Genomic DNA, 20088 nt, shown 5'->3' with positions numbered 1-20088 from the left:
GGCGGCTCGGTCGGGCCGCCTTTTCCGTTTAGCGCTTCGAAAACGCCTTGACCAGTTCCGGGTCCTGTTCGAGGCTATCCAGCCAGCCGGTGTCGAGCTTTGGCACCGATGAAAAGAGCAGGCGCGAATAAGGATGACCTGCCTGCGAACCCATGACATCTGGGCTGAGCTGCTCGATCTTTTCGCCATTATACATGACGGCTACTTCGTCGCAGATCGCACGTACGGTCGAGAGATCGTGGCTGATGAAGAGATAGGAGAGCGACAGCTCACGCTGCAATTCCTTCAGCAGCTCGATGATCGCCGCTGCAACCACCGTATCGAGTGCGGAGGTAATCTCGTCGCATAGGATGAGCTTTGGATTTGCGGCCAAGGCCCGCGCCAGATTGATGCGCTGCTTCTGCCCACCGGAAAGTTCGCCGGGGCGACGATAACGCAAGGTGCGGGGCAGCTTTACCATATCGAGTAGTTCGCTCACGCGGGCATTGCGGTCATGAGCATTCATGTCGTGATAGAAGCTCAACGGACGCTCGAGAATATCCTCGATGGACTTGGCAGGATTGAGGGCAGTATCGGCAAACTGGAAGACGATCTGCAATTCGCGAAGATCGTCGCGGCTACGCTGGCGAAGATCGGGGGCGAGCTTTCTGCCCTCAAACTCGATCGAGCCATGTGCGGCCGGAAGGATACCGGAAATAACGCGCGCCAGAGTGGACTTGCCGCAACCGGATTCGCCGATGATTCCGAGATTCTTACCGCGCGGCAGTTCGAAACTGACGCCCTTGACCGCTACCATGGCCGGATCGCCGGTTGTCTTGTCGACCGCGCCGTAGCCCGCCACGACGTCCCTGACGACAAGCAGCGGCTTTTCCGGCTCGACAATAATGTCCTTCGCGGCCGCATAGCTTACAGGCTCGAAGGCATCCAGCAGCTGGCGCGTGTAGGGGTGCCGCGCATTTTCCAGCAGTTCCTTGGTCACGCCAACTTCCTGCACCTCGCCATGGCGCAATACGACAATGCGGTCGGCGATCTGGGCAACGACGGCAAGATCGTGCGAAACGTAGACGCCGCCAATACCGCCCTTTTTCATGACCGACTTGAAGGCACGCAACACTTCGATCTGCGTCGTCACGTCGAGCGCCGTCGTCGGCTCGTCGAAGATGACCAGCTTCGGACCGCCGATCAGTGCCATTGCAGCCGAAAGACGCTGCAACTGGCCGCCCGACACCTGGTGCGGATAGCGGTCGCCGATCGTTTCGGGGTTCGGCAAAGCCAGCGCACGGAAGAGCTCGACGGCCTTCTTGCGCGCCTCTTCGGCGGGCATCAGATCGTGGATCTTCGTGATCTCGATCACCTGGTCCATGATCTTGTGCGCCGGGTTGAAGGAGGCCGCCGCACTCTGGGGAACATAGGAGACTTCCGTTCCGCGCTTTCTGGTGCGTTTGCGTTCGGGCAGCTTTGCCATATCTTCGCCGGCGAGCTTGACGCTGCCGCTGGCAATACGGCAGCCGGGGCGCGTATAGCCCATCAGCGTTAGCGCGATCGTGGTTTTACCCGAACCGCTCTCGCCGATCAGCGCAACAATCTCACCTTCGGCGATGTCGAAGGAAACGCCGCGAATGATATCGACGGTGCGGCCGGAATCGGTTTTGGCACCGACGCGCAGATCGCGAACTTCTACGATATTGGCCATCTCATTCGCTCCGGTCGCGGATTTTCTGGGGCAGATTATCGATCAGCAGGTTGACGCTGATCGTCAGGCTGGCGATCGCGATCGAGGGAAAGATCACCGCCGGTGCTGCAAATGACAGGCCGCCGATGTTTTCCTTCACCAGAGCGCCCCAATCGGCAAATGGCGGCTGAACGCCAAGTCCCAGGAAAGACATGCTTGAAAGAAGCAGCACGATAAAGACGAAACGCAAGCCAAAATCGGCCAGCACCGGCCCGATAATGCCGGGGAGTATCTCTGCGCGGATCAGATAGCCGATGCTTTCGCCGCGAGCGCGCGCAACGGTGACATAATCCATCGTGTTGATATTCACGGCGAGCGCCCGTGCGAAACGATAGCAGCCGGGTATGTAGATGATGCCGAGCGTCAAGATCAGGATCGGGATCGACGTACCGACCGCAGCGACGATGACCAGCGCCAGTATCTTGCTCGGGATAGAAGTCAGCGCATCGAGAAGCCGGCTCAACATGCTGTCGAACCTGCCGCCGATCACGGCAGCCGTCATGCCGAGCGCCACGCCGCAGAAACAGGCGAGAAACACCGCTGCCAGCGAAATGCCCACGGTATAGCGCGCGCCGAGCAGGATGCGCGAGAGCATGTCACGCCCGAGATAATCGGTGCCCAGCGGAAATTGCGCCGACATCGGGCCGAAGAAGTCGAAATCGACAATTTCGCCGATCGGATGGGGGGCGATCCAGGGCGCGATGATGGCAATGATCGCCCAGGCAAGCACGACCAGAAACGACACCGCGCCCACCAGATTGATCCGGTAGCCGAAGCGTGGCGGCTTTGCCTTTTTCGTATCGTGGAGGGAAACCGTCATGGTCATCGCAGCCTCGGATTGGAAACGATCGCGACAAGGTCGGCAATCGTGATGAGCAGGAGATAGGCCAGGCAGAAAATCATCGCACAGCTTTGGATCAGCGGCAGATCGCGTGTTGCGACGGCATCGAGCATCAGCTTGGCCACACCGGGATAGTTGAAGATCGTCTCGACGATGATGACGCCGCCCAGAAGATAGGATAGCGACAATGCAACGGCATTGACGATCGGCCCGAGCGCGTTGGGAAGAGCGTGATGCATGACCATGCGACGGCGCGATGCGCCCTTCAACAGCGCCATCTCGACATAGGGTGTGTCCAGCGTTTCCAGAACAGCCGCGCGCGTCATGCGGATCATCTGCGCCGAAATCACGAAGCTCAGCGTAATCACCGGCATCGCAAATACCTTCAGCAACTGCCCGATCGACTGTACATCGTTTGCCATGGAAAGAGCGGGCAGCCACCCGAGATAGACGGCAAAGACGATGACGGCAAGCGTAGCCACCATGAATTCCGGAACTGAGATCACCGAGATCGTCAGGGTCGAGACGACGCGATCATAGATCGTGCCGCGCATGACGGCAGCGGTTACGCCGAGCGTCAGCGCAACCGGCACCGAAATAGCCGCCGTTACGCCCGCGAGCTTTAGGGAATTGATCAGACGTCCGCCGATCAGATCGGCGATTGGCATATTATTGGCATAGGACGTGCCGAAATCACCTGTCAGAAGATTTCCGAGCCATTGCAGAAAGCGCAAAAACGCAGGCTGGTTTAGGCCCATCGCCTCGCGAAGACCGGCAACAGCCTCAGGCGTTGCCGCCTGTCCAAGCAGGATTTCGGCGACATCGCCCGGGAGCATTTCCGTCGCAAAGAAAATCGTGAAAGCCACGATCAACAGCGTAACGATAGCAACGCCGATGCGCTTCACCGCTAGATTGAGAACTGGCGAGTTCATGACAAATCCTACCCGCTTAAATTAATAGGAGAAACCGACCGCCGCGATTTTTCACGGCGATCGGGTCAAACTAGGCCTTCTTTAAGCTTCAAGCCAAGCGTATTCGGCGAAGGAATAGCCAGCCATGCCGCCAAGCGGATTGGCCACAAGGCCCTTCAGCTTCGGAGAAACCGCGTCGACGTTCGACATGAAGACCGGAATGACGGTGCCTGCTTCATTGGAAACCATCGCCTGCATTTCGCCGTAGATTTCCTTGCGCTTCGCCTCGTCGAGCGAACCGCGGGCCTCGAGCAGCATGCTGTCGAACTTCTCCGACTTGTAGCCGCTTTCGTTCCACGCCGCATCCGACTTGTAGAGCAGCGAGAACAGGATGTCGGGCGTCGGACGCGCGTTGATATTGCCGAAATGCACGGCATCCTTGACCCAGTGATTTGACCAGTATCCGTCCGACGGAACACGATTAATGGCAACCTTCTGGCCGATCTGGCTGGCAGCCTGCTGCACGACCATCGCATAGTCGAGCGAAGAGGAAGCCGCTTCGGCTGCGGTGATGCGGATTTCCTGATTCAGGACACCTGCCTTCTCGAGAAGCGACTTGGCACGTTCAGGATCGTACTCGCGCTGCTTCAGTTCGGCATTGTGGTACTTATTCGTGTCGGGAACCGGGTGGTCATTGGCGATTTCGGCAAGCCCGCGCAGCACCGATTTCTGGATCGTTTCGCGGTTGATAAGATATTTGAAGGCTTCAGCGACGCCGGTCTTGTCGCCGGGTGCCATGTCCAAACGGATGTTCAAGTTCGTATAGGTGCCGAGCTTCGAGATAAAGAGCGCGGCGGCCGGATTATTCTCTAGAACGCGCAGCGAACGCGGATTCAGGTTCGCGCCCAGCTGGATATCACCCGAAAGAACGGCGTTCATGCGCGCGGTTTCGTCGGAGATTGCGAAGAATTCGAACGAATCCAGATTGGCCTTCTGGTCCTTCCAGTAATTCTCATTGCGCTTGACGATCGAGCGAACGCCTGGCTCGAACGTTTCCAGCACAAATGGGCCGGTGCCGTTGCCCTTGGAAAAATCAGTCGTGCCATCGGCCACGATCATGAAATGATGCAGCGCAAGAATGGTCGGAAGGTCGGCATTCGGTGCTTCCAGCGTGATCTCAACGGTGGATTCGTCGATCGCCTTTACGCTGGAGATCTGCTTGGCAATCGCATTGACCTTGGAGCCGACGGCTGGATCAAGATGGCGATTGAGCGAGAAGACCACATCTTCAGCCGTGAAGGACTTGCCATCGTGGAAGGTGATGCCCTTGCGCAGCTTGACGTTCCAGACCTTGGCGTCGGAGCTTTCAATGCTTTCTGCCAGCTCCATCACCGTTTCCCCCTGTCCATTGAGGAAGGTCAGGCGGTTATAGACGTTGCAGCAGCGAACATAATCGGTCGCGTTCGACGCCTTGGCCGGATCCAGCGTATCGGCGGTGGAGGCAGCAAATCCGGCAGCCTTGATAGAGCCACCCTTGACTGGCTCGGCAGCAAGCGCCGAGGTCGCGCGACCTAGAATCGCGGAACCTGCGGTCAGCGCGATGCCGCCCATAAGCATCATCTGTAGCAGTTCACGACGGCTGGCGCCGCGACGGATCGCATTCTCAACTATTGTATCGTCGTGCGAAGTCCAATTGGTAATATCACGCATTGCAGTTCCCCTTTACCCAAACGTTCCTGGATGGCCTGTTGTTTTGAATTAGGTTCATCCGGTTGCTCCTGAAAATCAGGCGTGGGCAGCCTCTTCGGCCGCCGCGGCGAGTTCCGCCATCGATGTGAAATGGTAATCTGGCCTGGTGAATTCGGCAGGCTCAATTGTGCCGCCATAGCCCTTCTGCGCGTGACGACGCTGGATCCAGCAATTGGTCATGCCAAGTTCCCGCGAAATGCCGATATCATGATACTGGCTCTGCGCGACGTGCAGAATATCATCCTTGGAAGCGCCCTCGCTCTCGACGAAGGCAAAGACCTGATGGAAGAAGGCGGGATCTGGCTTTTCAGTCCCGGTATCGTCGGCGGTGAAGCCTCTGTAGAAGGGATCGCCCAGTTCCTTGGAAAAATACTCGAAAGCCCAACGACGCGCATTGGTCATCGCGACCAGCTTGTAACGCTCGGCCAGACGCGCCAGAGCGGCGGCGCTGTCGGGAAAAGCCTTCCATTGACGAGCATCGTCACGCAGTTTTTCGCCGAAATGCTTTTCGGCGGGCAAGCCGAGTTCCGGCGCGATGGCGAGATAGACGCGAACCAGATCATCCGGGAAAAGCTCCGCATCCTCAGCATAACGGGCCTGACGATAGAGCGTCAGCGCTTCTTCGCCATCAACCTCGACCCCGGCTTGCTTGCCGATTTCGATCAGCGAGGTCTTGAGCCCGCCCTCGAAATCGATCAACGTGCCAACGACGTCGAACGTCAAATATTTGAACTCCGGCAGACCTTTGGTCACGGTCTATCTCCTCTTTATAAACCCCTTCAAGTTCCGGTGCGGCGTGGAGGTCTTTTTGTTATTGTCGCTCGACCGAACTTTTGTCTTCTAACGAAGCAGTTTGATGCTTCTGCACTATGTGTGGCGCTGAATTGCCGATGGATGACGGCACAAAATTGCGAATCTCAACGGGCCGCGACATATGTGGCTGAGCGTCTCGCGCCTTGCGCCAGAGATGGCAGGTGCGTGACGCATAAAGTCTGAAACTAATGCGCCGCAACTCTGCATTCATACCGAAGCACCGTCTTTTTATGTCCTCAGCCCTTCAAGGCGTCCCGCACGTCCTTGTCTTCCAGTGTCTGATCGAGTGTCTTCCTGGTGCGCTCGATAATTCCGTCAATGTCGTCGTCGGTGCAGCACAGCGGCGGCGCATAGCCCAGGACACCATTGCCGAAAGCACGTATGACGAGGCCGTTTTCCCAGGCGCGATCGAAGACGCGACGTGCCGGATCGGCCGCGGCAGGAAGCGGCGTCTTCTTCTCCTTGTCCACGACCATTTCGACTGCTGCCAACATTCCGCGACCACGCACATCCCCGACCAGCGGATGATCCTTGAGCGATTCCAGGCCGGCCATCAGGCGCTTGCCTGCCTTGACGCCGTTTTCGAGCAAGCCGTTCTCATAGAGACGGAGGCATTCGAGGCCAACCGCAGCACTGACGGGATGCGCCGAGTAGGTATAGCCATGACCGACTGCGGCCGAACCAGCGCCATCGGCGATCGTGTCATACACCTTGTCGGACATGAAAACGGCCCCCATCGGCACATAGCCAGAGGTCAGGCCTTTGGCCGTGGTAATGAAATCCGGAACAACATCATCTTCCGAACAGGCGAAAAGCGGGCCGGTCCGGCCAAAACCGGTAATGACCTCGTCGGCGATGAACAGCACGTCGTTTTCCTGGCAGACCGCGTGCATGGCCTTGAGCCAGCCTGTCGGCGGCACCAGAACGCCGCCCGACCCCTGGATCGGCTCCACATAAAAGGCGGCAACACGATCTGCGCCCAACTCATCAATCTTGGAGCGGAGAGCCGCAACCGAGGCATCGATGATTGCTTGCGGATCGGTGCCAACGGGATTGCGATAGGCGTAATGCGACGGAATTTTATGCTGCCAGTCGAATGGAACACCGAAACCGGCATGGAAGGCGGGAAGTGCCGTCAGGCCCGAACCGACCGTCGAGGAGCCGTGATAGCCCTGCTCGACGGAAATGAACTGGTCTTTTTGCGGCGTACCTTTGGCATGGTAATAATAGCGGATGAAGCGCACGGTGCTATCCACCGCATCCGAGCCGCCAAGCGTGAAATAGACATGATTGAGATCACCCGGCGCGCGATCCGCCAGTTCGGCAGCAAGACGAATGGCAGGCTCCGAACCAAGGCCGAAATATCCGGTAGCATATGGCAATTCGCGCAACTGCTTCGTGGCCGCTTCAACGATGCTGTCCTGGCCATAGCCGGCATTGACGCACCAGAGACCGGCGAACCCGTCGAGGAGCGTGTGACCGGAAGCGTCGGTCACCCTTGCGCCCCTGGCCGACTTGATGACGCGCACGCCGGCCTTTTCATGACCGCGATACGACGCCACAGGATGGATCAGATGGGCTCGATCCAGTTCGATCAGCGAATTGCTCAGCATTTCAGTCTCCAAATCAACCTAGCGCCTGATTGACCAGCGCAAAAATCTTGTAGGGCGAATGTCCATCCGTCGCCTCGCCGCGACGCATGGCAATGCCACCTCCCACATGTTTCAGTCCGCGTTCTTCCAGCCAGGATCCGAGACCTGTCGACGCCGAGGTATCGACGCGAACGAAAGCTCCCTCGTGTTTCGCCAGCATGAAATCAATAAGCGCCCTGGCCTCATCTCCGTCCCTGGCAATCACGGGACCTATTACGAGGCCGCGCCCGAACGCACGGGCACCTACTGCCGCCACGACCTGGTTGCCATCGCGAATGACAGCGAACTGCGCACGCTTCCGAAGCTCGCCCATCAGACGGTCACGCCGCCAACCGCTGGCCTGTAGATCGAGCGCCGCAATCGCCGCAAAATCTGCATCCGTCGCCCAGGCCACCGCCGCTGGCACCTCTACCTTGGGCGCGTGTCCCTGATGCTGGAGGATTTCGCCCGTCGCCACGAAGCCGAGCTTTTCGTAGAGTGGCAAGCCATCCTGCGTAGCCACCAGAATGCAGATCCGATCGCCCGCCTTGTCGAGCGCCGCGTTCATCAGCTTGCGACCGACGCCGCGTCCACGCATCGATTGATCAACGATCACCATGTTTATGGTTGCGACATTATCGCCATAGGGCGTCATCATCGTGGTCGCCACGACACGACCGGATTCCAGTGCAACGGTGCCCTCGCTCACCGCGAGCACCATTTCCCAGTCTTCACGGCGGTGCGGCCATTCGGCCTGGCGCGACAACGCGACTGCGCCGTCCAGATGGTCCGGCCCCATCGTCTCCAGCACAAGTTGTTCAGTCATTTGGCTCTTCCGGATCTCTGTTATTCTGCCATTGAAAGGTAACGCAGGAGAAAAAGCATTCCCTCCCGTAGCCGCGTTCGCACCGAGGCGTTTGCGCTGTCCCTACAGCCTTGCAAAGCATCTTATGCCGCTCCGCTCTTACGCGCGCGCGTCACGCGGATTAAAACGTCGGCAGCAGGGTTGTGACAGGCGCAACTCTCTGCCAAAGCCGCAATGGCATACGGAAGAATCTGCTTTCCAATTCACCGAATGCAGCGATTAGTCGGCCCGCACTGACACTATGATTAGCAGCGCGAGGCACGAGGGTGTGCCGGAGGATTTGCAAGGATTTATGTGACATGACCCAGTTTCGGCCGAAATATATCACCTTCGACTGCTACGGCACGCTAACCAACTTCCAGATGGCGGAAGCCGCTCGCGATCTCTACGGCGATCAGCTTTCGGAAGAGAAGATGCAGCAGTTCATCAAGAATTTCGCTGCGTACCGTCTCGACGAAATTCTTGGCGACTGGAAGCCTTATAACGAGGTCGTGCACAACGCCATCGAACGCACCTGCAAAAAGAACAGCGTGGCCTTCAAGGAAGAAGATGCCCGCATGGTGTATGAGCGCGTTCCGACCTGGGGACCACATCCGGATGTTCCAGCCGGCCTTGCCAAGGTCGCCAAGGAGATCCCGTTGGTTATCCTCTCAAACGCGATGAACGAGCAGATCCACTCCAACGTTGAAAAGCTGGGCGCGCCATTCCACGCTGTTTACACCGCGCAGCAGGCCCAGGCATACAAGCCGCGCTTTCAGGCGTTCGAGTACATGCTCGACCAGCTCAATGCCAACCCGGAAGACATTCTTCACGTCTCCTCCTCGTTCCGCTACGACCTCATGTCAGCACATGACCTCGGCATCAAGAACAAGGTCTGGGTCAATCGCGGCCACGAACCGGCCAATCCCTATTACGGCTACACCGAAATCAAGGATATTTCCGGTCTTGCGGGTGTCGTCGGTCTCTGATCGAAGGTTGAGATACAATGCAGTTCAAGCCCTACTGGCATGATACCACCCCTCCCTTTACCGGCGGCCAAACCGGCTCGGTCGAAGGTCATTACGACGTCGCGATTATCGGCGCGGGCTTCACCGGCCTCTCCGCCGCGCTTCGACTGGCCAGAGAGGGAGTCAAAGTCATTGTGCTGGAGGGCGGGACTGTCGGCTCTGGCGCTTCCGGGCGCAATGGCGGCCATCTCAACAATGGGGTCGCACATAGCTTCGTCGCAGCAAAATCGCATCTTGGCGCAGAGCGCGCCAAGATGCTCTACCGTGCCTATGACGCCTCGATCGATTCCATCGAGCGCATCATTGCTGAAGAAAACATCGATTGCGCCTTCCGTCGCGCCGGCAAGCTGAAACTCGCTTCCAAGCCTGCGCATTACGAATCGATTGCGAAAAATTTCGAAGTCGTGAACCGCGAGGTCGATCCGGACACTGCCCTTCTGCGCCGCGAGGAGTTGAAGAACGAAGTAGGGTCGAACTCCTTCCATGGTGCGATGCTTTCAAAGAAGAGCGCGATGATGCACATGGGCCGCTATGTCACCGGCCTGGCAGCAGCAGCAGTCCGGCATGGCGCGCTGATCTTCGAGAACACGCTTGTGACGGAGCGTCGTCAGCTCGCGGGCAAGACAGAACTCGTCACGCCGCGCGGTATCGTGTCGGCCAAGGACGTGATCCTCGCGACCGGCGCCTACACGACCGAAAGCTTTCCCTATTTCCGTCGGCGCATTATTCCGGTCGGCAGCTTCATCATCGCCACACGTCCTCTCACCGAGGCTGAAATCGCCGCGACGATGCCCGGTAACCGCACTTATGTCACCTCGATGAACATCGGCAATTACTTCCGCCTTGCGCCCGATAATCGCATGATCTTCGGCGGTCGAGCACGCTTTTCCGCCACATCCGACCAGCGTTCGGATTCCAGGAGCGGCGAAATCCTGCGCGCCGGCCTGACGCAGCTCTTTCCGCATCTTGCCAATGTGGAGATCGACTATTGCTGGGGCGGTCTTGTCGATATGACACAGGATCGTTTCCCGCGCGCGGGCTATGCCGATGGTGTCTGGTTCGCCATGGGTTATTCAGGCCATGGCGCACAGATGTCGACGCAGATGGGCATTTTCCTCGCCGACGAGATCATGGGCCGGGGCAGGAAGAACCCCATCGATGGTCTCGAATGGCCTACAATTGCAGGCTACTCCGGCAAGCCGTGGTTCCTGCCCATCGTCGGTATGTATTACAAGTTCCTGGACAAGATCCAGTAATATCAGGCGTAAAATACGCCTAGGCAAAAAGAGGTCTCCAGAGACCTCTTTTTTTGTTTATGGAGCTTGCGCTCAACCGAGACCGCCGACATGCAGCGTCTTGACCTCGAGATACTCCTCGATGCCCAGTTGCGAGCCTTCGCGGCCCATGCCCGATTGCTTGACGCCGCCAAAGGGCGCCACTTCCGTCGAGATGAGGCCGGTATTAAGGCCCACCATACCGAATTCCAATGCTTCACCGACGCGCCAGGAGCGGGCGAGATTCTGCGTATAGAAATAAGCTGCAAGACCGAATGGCGTACCATTGGCAATCTCGATGGCTTCTTCTTCGGTCTTGAAGCGGAAGAGCGGCGCAACCGGGCCGAAAGTTTCTTCCGAGGCGAGCAGCATATCGGTCGTGGCGTCCCCCAGCACGGTGGGCCTGGCGAACTGCCTGCCTTCGGGCATCTCCGCGGCCTGCGAAAGGATGCGCGCGCCCTTCGACACCGCGTCCGCCAGGTGGCGCTCGATCTTGTCGATAGCGGCAGCATTGATCATCGGCCCGATGGCAACGCCCTCGTCGGTCCCGACGCCGACCTTCATGCCAGAAACGCGTGTCGCCAGCTTTTCGGCAAAAGCATCGTAAATGCCATCCTGAACGAGAATACGATTGGAGCAGACGCAGGTCTGGCCGCCATTGCGGAACTTCGAAGCGATTGCGCCCTCCACCGCCTGATCGAGATCGGCATCATCGAATATGATGAACGGCGCATTGCCGCCAAGTTCGAGGCTCAGGCGCTTGATCGAGTCGGACGACCCGCGCATCAGCAACGCTCCGACGCGGGTGGATCCCGTAAAGGAAATCTTGCGTACCGTCTCGTTTGCCATCAGTTCATTGCCGATCTCCGTCGGCATACCGGTAACGATGTTGATGACACCGGCCGGAATACCTGCGCGTTCCGCCAGAACGCCAAGGGCCAGTGCGGAATATGGCGTGAACTCCGATGGCTTGATAACGACCGTGCAGCCCGCCGCCAGAGCCGGTGCGACCTTGCGCGTGATCATCGCGTTCGGGAAGTTCCACGGCGTGATGATGCCGCAAACGCCAACCGCTTCCTTCAGAACAAGAATGCGGCGATCCGGCGTCGGCGACGGGATCGTGCCGCCGCCAATGCGACGTGCCTCTTCGGCAAACCACTTGACGAAGGAGGCGCCATAGCGAATTTCGCCAATCGCTTCACTGAGCGGCTTACCCTGCTCGTGTGTCAGAAGCAGAGCAAGGTCCTTCTCATGTTGCATCATCAGCCCATACCAGGCTTCCAGAAGCGCTGCACGCTCGGCATGCGTCTTCTTCTTCCATAGCTTGAAGGCTTTGCTGGCGGCCTCGATTGCGGCCCTTGTTTCGGTGTTTCCCATATCCGGGATCGTGCCGAGCACCTGCTGGGTCGCTGGGTCGATGACATCGACCGTCTTGGCCGACCGGGCTGCGATCCACTCGCCACCGATCAAACCCTGTTCGCGGAAAAGCGCGTTGTCTTTCAAGTTCATCGTCTTTCTTCCTCAGAGAGCGGCCAGAATGGCATTGGTGATAGCATCGGTCCTGTCCTTACCCGGTACGGTACCAATGCCTTGCCCTGTCGCTGCTTCGATAGCAGCCATCACATCCCCTGCAGCCTCGGCTTCGCCCAGATGCTCCAGCATCATCGCGCCGGACCAGACCGCGGCAATCGGGTTGGCGATCTTCAGATGAGCGATGTCAGGCGCAGAGCCATGCACCGGCTCGAACATTGAGGGCGCAGTGCGATCCGGGTTGATATTGGCCGAAGCGGCGAAACCCAGGCCGCCTTGAATGGCAGCCCCCAGATCAGTCAGGATATCGCCGAACAGGTTGGACGCTACCACTACATCCAGCGTTTCCGGCGCCATGACCATGCGAGCCGTCATTGCATCAATATGGTAATGCGAAACTTCGACATCCGGATACTCCTTCGAGAGCTCACGCGTCACCTCGTCCCAGAAAACCATCGAGTACTTCTGGGCATTCGACTTGGTGATGGAGGCAAGCTTCTTGCGGCGCGCGCGCGCCTGCTCGAATCCGAAGCGAAGGATGCGCTCTACGCCCTTGCGGGTGAACACGGAAGTTTCCACCGCTACTTCGTCAGCCGTTCCCACATGGACGCGCCCACCAGCACCGGAATACTCGCCCTCCGTGTTTTCACGGATACAAAGAATGTCAAACTCGGTCTTCTTCAGCGGACCTTCGACGCCTTTCAGCATCCGGTGCGGACGGATATTGGCGTATTGGACGAAGGCTTTGCGAATAGGCAGAAGTAGGCCGTGCAGCGACACCGAATCCGGCACCTCTGCCGGCCAGCCGACAGCGCCAAGATAGATGGAGTCGAACTTGCGCAATGTCTCGATGCCGTCCGCCGGCATCATGGCGCCCGTCTCGTGATAGAACTTGCAGGACCAGGGGAACGTGGTGCCGTCAAGCCCGAAGCCACGCTTATCCGCTGCCTTTTGCAAAACAGTCCAGGCTGCGTCGGTCACGTCGAGGCCAATGCCGTCACCCGGAATGAGCGCGATGGAATATGTCTTCATTATTCTTCCCTCAGAGATCGATCAGAACGCTTTTTGATTTTCGGTTGGCGAGATAGGCCTCGCGCCCTAGATCCTTACCGATACCGGAACTCTTGTAGCCGCCGGTCGGAAGGATATGGTCGCGGGATCGGCCGTAGCGGTTCACCCATATCGTCCCCGCCTGCAACGCTTTGGTGAACCGGATTGCGCGTGACAGATCGCGGGTGAAGAGACCGGCGGCGAGGCCGTAGATCGGGTGGTCAGCCAGCGTCAACGCCTCCTCCTCGGTCTCGAAGGTTTGCATCGTCAGGACCGGGCCAAAGATTTCCTCTGTCACAGCCGGGGATTTGTCGTCCGTAACGCGCAACAGTGTGGGCGTATAGAAATAGCCCTCCCGGTCCATGATCGCTCCACCGGTGATGCATTCGGCGCCGTCACGAATGCTGGCCTGCACGATGGAATCGATGCGCCCGATCTGGCGGCGGGAAATGATCGGCGAATAATGTGTGGCCTCGTCCCAGGTCACGCCGGGCCGGATATTCTGCATATGCCGCACGATCGCCTCCGAAAGAGCTTCGGCAAACTTCGCTTCAACAATCAGACGCGACCCTGCAACGCAGGCCTGCCCCGCATTGGCGAGAATCCCGCGCGAAATCGCGGCAGCAGCCAAATCAAGGTCGGCATCGGCAAAGACGACCTGCGGACTCTTGCCACCCAGCTCCAGCGTCATCGGCTTGATGCCGGTGCGAGCGATGTTCTGCATGATGGCAGCACCAGCGCCGGTCGATCCGGTGAAGCTCACCTTGGAAATATCCGGATGACCGGTGATCGCATTACCGGTCGTCGGTCCATCGCCGAGAACGATGTTGATCATACCAGCCGGAATACCCGCCTTGATCGCCAATTCCGCCATGTAGAGCGTCGAGAACGGCGTCATCTCGGATGGTTTCAGCACCACCGCATTACCAGCCGCGAGCGCCGGGCCAAGCTTCCAGCCGGCCATGGATATCGGGAAATTCCACGGCGTGATCGCGCCGACGACGCCGTAGGGTTCTGTCAACGTCATGCCGAAGCTATTCGTGCTCGTCGGCACGACGTCCGAGCCTTCCTTGTCGGCAAATTCTGCGAAGAAGCGTATCTGCTCCGCCGTGACGGCAATATCGCCTTCGATCAGCTGGGCGATAGGCCGGGTAGAGGAAACGGCTTCGAGCTGTGCCAGCTCCAGCGCATTCTCCTCCATCAGATCAGCCCAACGCTGCATAGCCTTCACACGCTCGCGCGGGCGCGCATCCGCCCAGCCGCTTATCTTCGCCGCCTTCTTCGCAGCTTGCACGGCGCGGTCCACCAACGCCTCGTCCGCCACCGGACAATCGCCGAATACGCGGTCGTCGGAAGGGCGACGCATTTCCAGCCCGCCGCTCGCGGCAACCCGTTCACCATCGATGAAATGGTAGAAAGGTAGGGCGAGCTTTTCCGGATCGAAGCTCAAACTCATGGAACACCTCGTGCTGTCAATATTCAGCGCACTAGCCGAGCGCCCACCCTCCTTCAGGGAAGGCGGGCAACCGGCTTGCAAGCTCTGAGATCAGTCGTAGACGCAAACGTAGATCTTGCGCACGGTTTCGATCGTACGCCATACGCCAACGAAGCCAGGCTTCATGACAAAGCTGTCCCCTGCCTTGAAGGTCTGCGTTGCACCGTCCTTTTCCTCGATTTCTACATGCCCTTCGAGGATGTGGCAGAATTCGAACATCGTGCCCTTGATTGAATGCGTTTCGCCGGGCGTTGCTTCCCAGATGCCGGTCTTGACCTTTTCATCGCGGGAATCATCCTGCGCCCAGGTCTTGAAGGAGGGATTGCCGGAGATCAGGCGGTCCGGGGTCGGCAGCGCAGCTTTTGGCTCGAAGGTGGGGTTCGGGTCGATTTTGACGAGAAGCGACATTTCATTTTCCTCTAGAGTTTCAATATCCACGTGTCCGGTCGATGAGACCGACCAGTTCTTCCCCGGCACGGTGACGCCGGATGTTTTCGATGACGGCCTTGGCTGCCGTATGCGGTTGGGTGACGCTGGCAATATGCGGCGTGATCGATATTTTGGGATGCGCCCAGAGCGGATGTTCGCGCGGCAGCGGCTCCGGATCGGTCACATCGAGCACCGCGCCTGAAAGCTGTCCGGAATCGAGCGCTTCGATGAGCGCTTCCTGGTCGAGTTGCGGACCACGCCCGACATGGACCAGCGCTGCCCCCTGCGGCAACTTCGAAAAAAGGTCGGCGTTCAGAATGCCGCGGGTCTCGTCGGTCAGCGGTAGAAGACAGACGAGAATGTCGGACTGCGCGAGAAACGCGTCGAGCTGGCCGATGCCATCAAAGCCGGTCGCGCCATCAATATGCTTTGCCGAGCGACTCCACGTTGAGATCGGAAAGCCGAATGGCTTTATGCGTTCGATCGCAGCCTGCGCTAACATGCCCCGTCCAAGAAAGCCGACGCGGCGTTCATGCGCCTGACGAACGGGCACTGCCTTCCACAGGCCTTGCTTCTGATGCTCGCGATAGGCGATCGTCTCACGGTGAAGGGAGAGGACGCCCAGCGCCACATATTCCTGCATCATACGTACGATGCCATCTTCCACCATTCGCACGAGCTTCAGATGCGCCGGCACACTGCCCGGCTTGAATTGATCGACCCCCGCTCCGATAGAGAAAAGCACTTCGAGATTGGAATATTTCGCAATGTCGTCCGGAGCGACCCAGGTCAGGAGATAGCGAACCCTCTCCGGATCAACGTTTTCAGCGCCATGCACGAACTCCACGTCCGGCAGCTCATGCTCGAAGGCTTCGCGAAAAACCGCGGCGCGCGCTGCATCGGAGTTAAAGAGAAAAACCATGTCTGCTCCATTGTTTACACTGCAAGCCGCACGGCAAGCGCCTCAATCATCCGGTGACAGGCTTGAAGCTCGCCGCGCTCGATGAACTCGTCGGGCTTGTGCGCCCGCCCTATGTCACCGGGGCCGCAGATGATGGAATCAATACCCGCCTGCTGGAAAAGCCCGGCTTCTGTCCCGTAGCTCACCGCGGCCAGGGGTTCCGCGCCCGTAAGATCGCGCATGAGATCAACGAGCGGCGCTTCAACATTGAGCGAGAGCGCCGGATAGGACGAGAGCTGCTGCCATTCGACCTGGAAACCCTTGCCTCGAAGCGCCTCCAGATGCGCCCTCACCGGTTCAAGCAGAGAGGTCGGCGAGACGCCCGAAACACCACGCACTTCGATATCGGCATGACAACGGTCGGGAATGATATTCACCGCTTGCCCGCCGGAGATCAGCCCCACCTGCAAAGACGAGTAAGGCGGCTCGAAGTTCTCGTCGAACGGGCCGTTCTCCAGGGACTCGCCATAAGCGACCGCACGCGCGATGACACCTGCCATCGCATGTACGGCATTGAGACCCAGATCGGGGCGCGAGGAGTGTCCGGACTTGCCGATCACCTCGAGGCGCGCGGCAGCCTTGCCCTTGTGCGCGCGCACTGCCTGCATGCGGCTCGGCTCGCCTATGATAGCTCCTGCCGGTGTTGCGCACAGCTCCGGCAATGCCGCGATCAAATGCGGAACGCCACGGCAGCCAGCCTCCTCGTCATAGGAAAAAGCCAGATGGATTGGCTGCTCAAGGTTCATCGCCGCGATTTTTGGCAGCGCCGCAAGGGCGCAGGCGAGGAAGCCCTTCATATCGCTTGTGCCACGACCATAGAGCCGATCGCCGTCGGCACGCAGCACAAACGGATCGGCGGACCATTCCGGTTCGCCGGCGGGAACGACATCCATATGGCCGGAGAGAATATAGCCCGGCCTGTCGCGCGGCCCGATCGTCGCAAAAAGATTGGCGCGGTCGCCTTCCGGCCCGGTCAGTGTCGTAACCTGCGCTCCATGTTCGAGACAATAATCGCCGATCCACCTCACGATGGGTGCGTTCGGCGTTCCCACGACAGAGGGAAATCCAACCAGCCTTGCAAGTATGTCTTCGACAGTCACGGACAGCACACCATTCCTCGCGGTGCGCATGTCGCACCTTGAGCCTATACTAGATCGCCTGAAAAGCTTTCCCTGCCGAAAGCGGAAGCGGTTTGGCGCAAGATTTCGAATGAGAGCAGTTATGGAGTGGAAACTACCGCGCGCGCCATGCAAAGCTTGGCTCAAACAATATGTTTGGAGCCACATTGCGTTTGGCATCCGGATCGCAAAAACTAGTCGGTGCCAGCTTAGGGGTCACCAGGCCCAACAGGACATGAGCCAGCCATGCAAACTTCCGTACGTCTGCAATCTTTTGAGCTGTCCTCGCGCGACATAGCGGATGTCGATGTAGGGCTTTTGCATGCGCTTTCCATCGGCGTCGGCTGGCCCCATCGCGCCCATGACTGGGACATGCTGCGTGAAGCCGGCAAGGGTATTGTTGCCGTTGACGGCATCGGCCGTGTATTTGGTACCGCCATGTGGTTTCCTCATGGTGAGACCTTCGCAACGATCGGCATGGTCATCACCTCTCCACGCACGCAGGCACAAGGAAACGGTCGCTGGCTGATGGAACAGATCATGGAGCGCTGCGGCGACCGCGATCTGGCGCTGAACGCGACGCGACCCGCCGTCAATCTCTACCTCTCGCTAGGCTTCAACACGGAAGCCACCGTCTTCCAATGCCAAGGCGATGCCGCGAATGAAATCCCGCTGGCGCCTGCCATTGAGGGCGAGGTCGTCCCGCTCGCTCATGCAGATTTTGATGCAGTCGAGGCGCTCGATGGACGGGCCTTCGGAGCTGGACGCGTGCGCACGTTGATGATTCTGGCGCGCGAGGCGTCCATTCTCGGTATTCGTCGAAACGGTCGGATCGAAGCCTACGCCTTCTGTCGCAAATTCGGGCGCGGCCACGTTATCGGCCCTATCGTTGCATCGAACGATGCCGACGCCATCAATCTCGTCGCCGCACATCTGAAAACGCTTAAAGGCGCCTTTGCCCGCGTCGACACGCGCGAAAACAACGGCGCGTTCGTCACGTTCCTGCAGGCCTGCGGCCTCAGCGTCTTCGACACGGTCACCACCATGTCCAAAGGCCGCCCGTTCCTCAATCGCAAGACCGACGAACCTTGGGTATACGGCCTCTCCGTGCAGGCCTTGAGCTGATCACATAGACTCAAGATCTGTCCGGTACCCATGACACGAAAAAAGCGCCGGTTCCCCGACGCTTTTTCATTTCTCAAATCGCTGCGATCAGGCTTGCTGAATAGCCGACAAGGTCCACACACCGCCGCGCGGACGTACAAACGTCCACAATTCGGTGGTTTCGCTCGACATGTCCTCGCCTTCAACGATGGCGTCGGTCGACCGGTCTCGCATCACATCGACCGACGAGTAGCGCATTGCCGCAGTCGCATAGTCACGTTCGCCCTCGCGCCAGCTTTCGGCGATGTCGGCCTGGAGCAACTCAACGTCGCGCACATCATTGCGCAGGCCTTTCGTGGCGTTGTCAGCCAGCTCCTCGGAGAAGAAGGAGACCATTTCCGGTGTCGCGAGCTGCCGCAGGGCAGCGAAATCTTCACGCCCATAGGCTTCCTGCACTTCCGTGAGTCGCTGCTGGAAGGTTTCCAGATCGCTCTGTTCAAGGACGAAATCCTCGCCGGTTGATGCGGCCGCTGCGCCAGCCCCTACCCCTGCCCCTGTGCCGGAAAAATACGTGCTCTGCTGCTGGGGTTGCTCCTCACGCGGATTGACCACCGACCTTGGCATGCCAGCCGGAACAGGACGTTGATTGGCCTGCGAACCACGCATCAGGCGAACGACCAGATAAATTGCGCCGCCGATAAGCAGCACCTGCAAAAGCAGCCCCAGCATTCCGGCAAGCCCGCCAAAGCCCTGCCCCATCAGCAAACCAATAAGGCCGCCGAGCAGAAGCCCGCGCATCATCGCGCCACCGAAACCATTCATGAAACCGGGGCGTTGCTGGGCCGTTGCCGGGTTTTGCCGAGCGGCGGAATTCTGGTTTGTAGCCGGAGACATGGAGCGCTCGACCGGAGCGGTCTGCTGCGGCGCGGTGCGCGTAGGAGGCGGGGCCTGATATGTACGGGTGCCACGACTGCCGAAGCTGCCGCCACGACGCGCTTCAGCCTGATCGATCGCAACCAATGACAAGCTCAGGAAAAGACCAGCAAAAAGAACCGTGAGCCGGCTCCATCGCGAAGAAAACATGCAAACACTCCCCAACATAGATCCTGTCTAAACAGGCCATTTGCGCCGTTCTGGCATATATGGTCATGTTTCCAAACGCTTTTTAGTGCCGATCACGAAAGAGTTTATGATTCGGCGGGCGTCTCTTCCGGAGCGGGCAGCGTGCGCACTGGAAGTCTTGTCGGGTCGGGTCGATTTTCCTCGACAACGCGCCAGATAGTATATGCGATGGCGGAAAGAGCGATCAGTCTCAACATTGTCGGTATCCTGCGAGCTTCTTCGTTTAGTCTAAAACCTCCCGAACTCGCATTGGTTCCGGTGCCGAAAAATCAGACTCTATTAGTTTAGTGAACTCTAATACCAAGAACTTTCGATGAACATATCTAAAAATCAAGAGATCGTACCGGGAACATGATTATGGATCTTCAGATCCGTCGGTACAATAAGCTTTCACCCTACGCAGAAGTACAAATTCTGCCTTTTTATGCAGCCCCTTCGACTGATCTTCCGTACGTC

Annotated in this window: 18 protein-coding genes; 3 read left to right on the top strand and 15 right to left on the bottom strand. The window is 58.6% G+C overall.

The window, feature by feature from the left end:
• Nucleotides 1-28: 28 nt before the first annotated feature.
• The 7 genes from IE151_RS10765 to IE151_RS10735 form a co-directional block, all read right to left on the bottom strand.
• On the bottom strand, nt 29-1693 hold the full coding sequence (locus tag IE151_RS10765; RefSeq protein ID WP_189490006.1) for an ABC transporter ATP-binding protein: 1665 nt from the start codon (nt 1691-1693) through the stop codon (nt 29-31).
• 1 nt (nt 1694) lies between these two features.
• On the bottom strand, nt 1695-2558 hold the full coding sequence (locus IE151_RS10760; RefSeq protein ID WP_189490005.1) for an ABC transporter permease: 864 nt from the start codon (nt 2556-2558) through the stop codon (nt 1695-1697).
• Nucleotides 2555-3505 carry an ABC transporter permease gene (locus tag IE151_RS10755; RefSeq protein ID WP_189490004.1) on the bottom strand — a complete coding sequence of 317 codons (951 nt, stop codon included), beginning with the start codon at nt 3503-3505 and terminating at the stop codon, nt 2555-2557. The genes IE151_RS10760 and IE151_RS10755 overlap by 4 nt, the downstream gene beginning before the upstream one ends.
• An 81-nt stretch (nt 3506-3586) precedes the next feature.
• Nucleotides 3587-5194: an ABC transporter substrate-binding protein gene (locus IE151_RS10750; protein WP_189490003.1), complete on the bottom strand. Its 1608-nt coding sequence runs from the start codon at nt 5192-5194 to the stop codon at nt 3587-3589.
• A 75-nt stretch (nt 5195-5269) separates the two neighbouring features.
• Nucleotides 5270-5986 carry an HAD-IA family hydrolase gene (locus tag IE151_RS10745; protein WP_189490002.1) on the bottom strand — a complete coding sequence of 239 codons (717 nt, stop codon included), beginning with the start codon at nt 5984-5986 and terminating at the stop codon, nt 5270-5272.
• 296 nt (nt 5987-6282) lie between these two features.
• Nucleotides 6283-7659 carry an aspartate aminotransferase family protein gene (locus IE151_RS10740; RefSeq protein ID WP_189490001.1) on the bottom strand — a complete coding sequence of 459 codons (1377 nt, stop codon included), beginning with the start codon at nt 7657-7659 and terminating at the stop codon, nt 6283-6285.
• Between the two features lie 13 nt (nt 7660-7672).
• Nucleotides 7673-8503 carry a GNAT family N-acetyltransferase gene (locus IE151_RS10735; RefSeq protein WP_189490000.1) on the bottom strand — a complete coding sequence of 277 codons (831 nt, stop codon included), beginning with the start codon at nt 8501-8503 and terminating at the stop codon, nt 7673-7675.
• Nucleotides 8504-8841: 338 nt separating this feature from the next.
• Here IE151_RS10735 and IE151_RS10730 point away from each other — a divergent pair, with 338 nt between their 5' ends.
• Nucleotides 8842-9510 (top strand): haloacid dehalogenase type II, encoded by a 669-nt coding sequence (locus tag IE151_RS10730; RefSeq protein ID WP_189489999.1) that lies wholly within the window; start codon nt 8842-8844, stop codon nt 9508-9510.
• A 17-nt stretch (nt 9511-9527) separates the two neighbouring features.
• Nucleotides 9528-10805 (top strand): NAD(P)/FAD-dependent oxidoreductase, encoded by a 1278-nt coding sequence (locus IE151_RS10725; RefSeq protein WP_189489998.1) that lies wholly within the window; start codon nt 9528-9530, stop codon nt 10803-10805.
• 72 nt (nt 10806-10877) lie between these two features.
• On the opposite strand, the gene IE151_RS10720 is transcribed toward IE151_RS10725, so the two are convergent.
• The 6 genes from IE151_RS10720 to argE form a co-directional block, all read right to left on the bottom strand.
• Complete coding sequence (locus IE151_RS10720; RefSeq protein ID WP_189489997.1) at nt 10878-12332, bottom strand: NAD-dependent succinate-semialdehyde dehydrogenase; 1455 nt, start codon at nt 12330-12332, stop codon at nt 10878-10880.
• 12 nt (nt 12333-12344) lie between these two features.
• Nucleotides 12345-13385, bottom strand: coding sequence for a tartrate dehydrogenase (locus tag IE151_RS10715; protein ID WP_189489996.1), 1041 nt, complete (start codon nt 13383-13385; stop codon nt 12345-12347).
• Nucleotides 13386-13395: 10 nt separating this feature from the next.
• A complete protein-coding gene (locus IE151_RS10710; protein WP_189489995.1) occupies nt 13396-14859 on the bottom strand; it encodes an aldehyde dehydrogenase family protein in 1464 nt (487 codons plus the stop codon).
• A 90-nt stretch (nt 14860-14949) separates the two neighbouring features.
• Complete coding sequence (locus IE151_RS10705) at nt 14950-15306, bottom strand: cupin domain-containing protein (RefSeq protein ID WP_189489994.1); 357 nt, start codon at nt 15304-15306, stop codon at nt 14950-14952.
• A gap of 19 nt (nt 15307-15325) precedes the next feature.
• Complete coding sequence (locus IE151_RS10700) at nt 15326-16249, bottom strand: 2-hydroxyacid dehydrogenase (RefSeq protein ID WP_189489993.1); 924 nt, start codon at nt 16247-16249, stop codon at nt 15326-15328.
• A gap of 14 nt (nt 16250-16263) precedes the next feature.
• Complete coding sequence (gene argE / locus IE151_RS10695) at nt 16264-17418, bottom strand: acetylornithine deacetylase (RefSeq protein WP_382344737.1); 1155 nt, start codon at nt 17416-17418, stop codon at nt 16264-16266.
• Nucleotides 17419-17652: 234 nt separating this feature from the next.
• Between argE and IE151_RS10690 the strand changes: the two genes are divergently transcribed.
• The gene (locus IE151_RS10690) at nt 17653-18531 is read left to right on the top strand and encodes a GNAT family N-acetyltransferase (protein ID WP_189489992.1); all 879 of its coding nucleotides are present in this window, start codon (nt 17653-17655) and stop codon (nt 18529-18531) included.
• An 87-nt stretch (nt 18532-18618) separates the two neighbouring features.
• On the opposite strand, the gene IE151_RS10685 is transcribed toward IE151_RS10690, so the two are convergent.
• Together IE151_RS10685 and IE151_RS17830 are read right to left on the bottom strand one after the other, a co-directional pair.
• Nucleotides 18619-19593, bottom strand: coding sequence for a Tim44 domain-containing protein (locus tag IE151_RS10685; RefSeq protein ID WP_189489991.1), 975 nt, complete (start codon nt 19591-19593; stop codon nt 18619-18621).
• Between the two features lie 104 nt (nt 19594-19697).
• On the bottom strand, nt 19698-19829 hold the full coding sequence (locus IE151_RS17830; RefSeq protein WP_280517247.1) for a hypothetical protein: 132 nt from the start codon (nt 19827-19829) through the stop codon (nt 19698-19700).
• Nucleotides 19830-20088 lie beyond the last annotated feature (259 nt).

The organism is Limoniibacter endophyticus (assembly GCF_014652835.1).
Taxonomy (GTDB): Bacteria; Pseudomonadota; Alphaproteobacteria; order Rhizobiales; family Rhizobiaceae; genus Limoniibacter; species Limoniibacter endophyticus.
This window is presented reverse-complemented; position numbering and strand designations above follow the sequence as displayed.

Excerpts from the sequence above, each read along its gene's own strand:
- IE151_RS10755 (WP_189490004.1), bottom strand. The coding sequence starts at position 3,505 with ATGAACTCGCCAGTTCTCAATCTAGCGGTGAAGCGCATCGGCGTTGCT.
- IE151_RS10750 (WP_189490003.1), bottom strand. The coding sequence starts at position 5,194 with ATGCGTGATATTACCAATTGGACTTCGCACGACGATACAATAGTTGAG.
- IE151_RS17830 (WP_280517247.1), bottom strand. The coding sequence starts at position 19,829 with ATGTTGAGACTGATCGCTCTTTCCGCCATCGCATATACTATCTGGCGC.
- IE151_RS10685 (WP_189489991.1), bottom strand. The coding sequence starts at position 19,593 with ATGTTTTCTTCGCGATGGAGCCGGCTCACGGTTCTTTTTGCTGGTCTT.
- IE151_RS10740 (WP_189490001.1), bottom strand. The coding sequence starts at position 7,659 with ATGCTGAGCAATTCGCTGATCGAACTGGATCGAGCCCATCTGATCCAT.
- argE (WP_382344737.1), bottom strand. The coding sequence starts at position 17,418 with ATGCGCACCGCGAGGAATGGTGTGCTGTCCGTGACTGTCGAAGACATA.
- IE151_RS10720 (WP_189489997.1), bottom strand. The coding sequence starts at position 12,332 with ATGAACTTGAAAGACAACGCGCTTTTCCGCGAACAGGGTTTGATCGGT.
- IE151_RS10690 (WP_189489992.1), top strand. The coding sequence starts at position 17,653 with ATGCAAACTTCCGTACGTCTGCAATCTTTTGAGCTGTCCTCGCGCGAC.
- IE151_RS10735 (WP_189490000.1), bottom strand. The coding sequence starts at position 8,503 with ATGACTGAACAACTTGTGCTGGAGACGATGGGGCCGGACCATCTGGAC.
- IE151_RS10760 (WP_189490005.1), bottom strand. The coding sequence starts at position 2,558 with ATGACCATGACGGTTTCCCTCCACGATACGAAAAAGGCAAAGCCGCCA.
- IE151_RS10710 (WP_189489995.1), bottom strand. The coding sequence starts at position 14,859 with ATGAGTTTGAGCTTCGATCCGGAAAAGCTCGCCCTACCTTTCTACCAT.
- IE151_RS10715 (WP_189489996.1), bottom strand. The coding sequence starts at position 13,385 with ATGAAGACATATTCCATCGCGCTCATTCCGGGTGACGGCATTGGCCTC.
- IE151_RS10700 (WP_189489993.1), bottom strand. The coding sequence starts at position 16,249 with ATGGTTTTTCTCTTTAACTCCGATGCAGCGCGCGCCGCGGTTTTTCGC.
- IE151_RS10730 (WP_189489999.1), top strand. The coding sequence starts at position 8,842 with ATGACCCAGTTTCGGCCGAAATATATCACCTTCGACTGCTACGGCACG.
- IE151_RS10705 (WP_189489994.1), bottom strand. The coding sequence starts at position 15,306 with ATGTCGCTTCTCGTCAAAATCGACCCGAACCCCACCTTCGAGCCAAAA.
- IE151_RS10765 (WP_189490006.1), bottom strand. The coding sequence starts at position 1,693 with ATGGCCAATATCGTAGAAGTTCGCGATCTGCGCGTCGGTGCCAAAACC.
- IE151_RS10725 (WP_189489998.1), top strand. The coding sequence starts at position 9,528 with ATGCAGTTCAAGCCCTACTGGCATGATACCACCCCTCCCTTTACCGGC.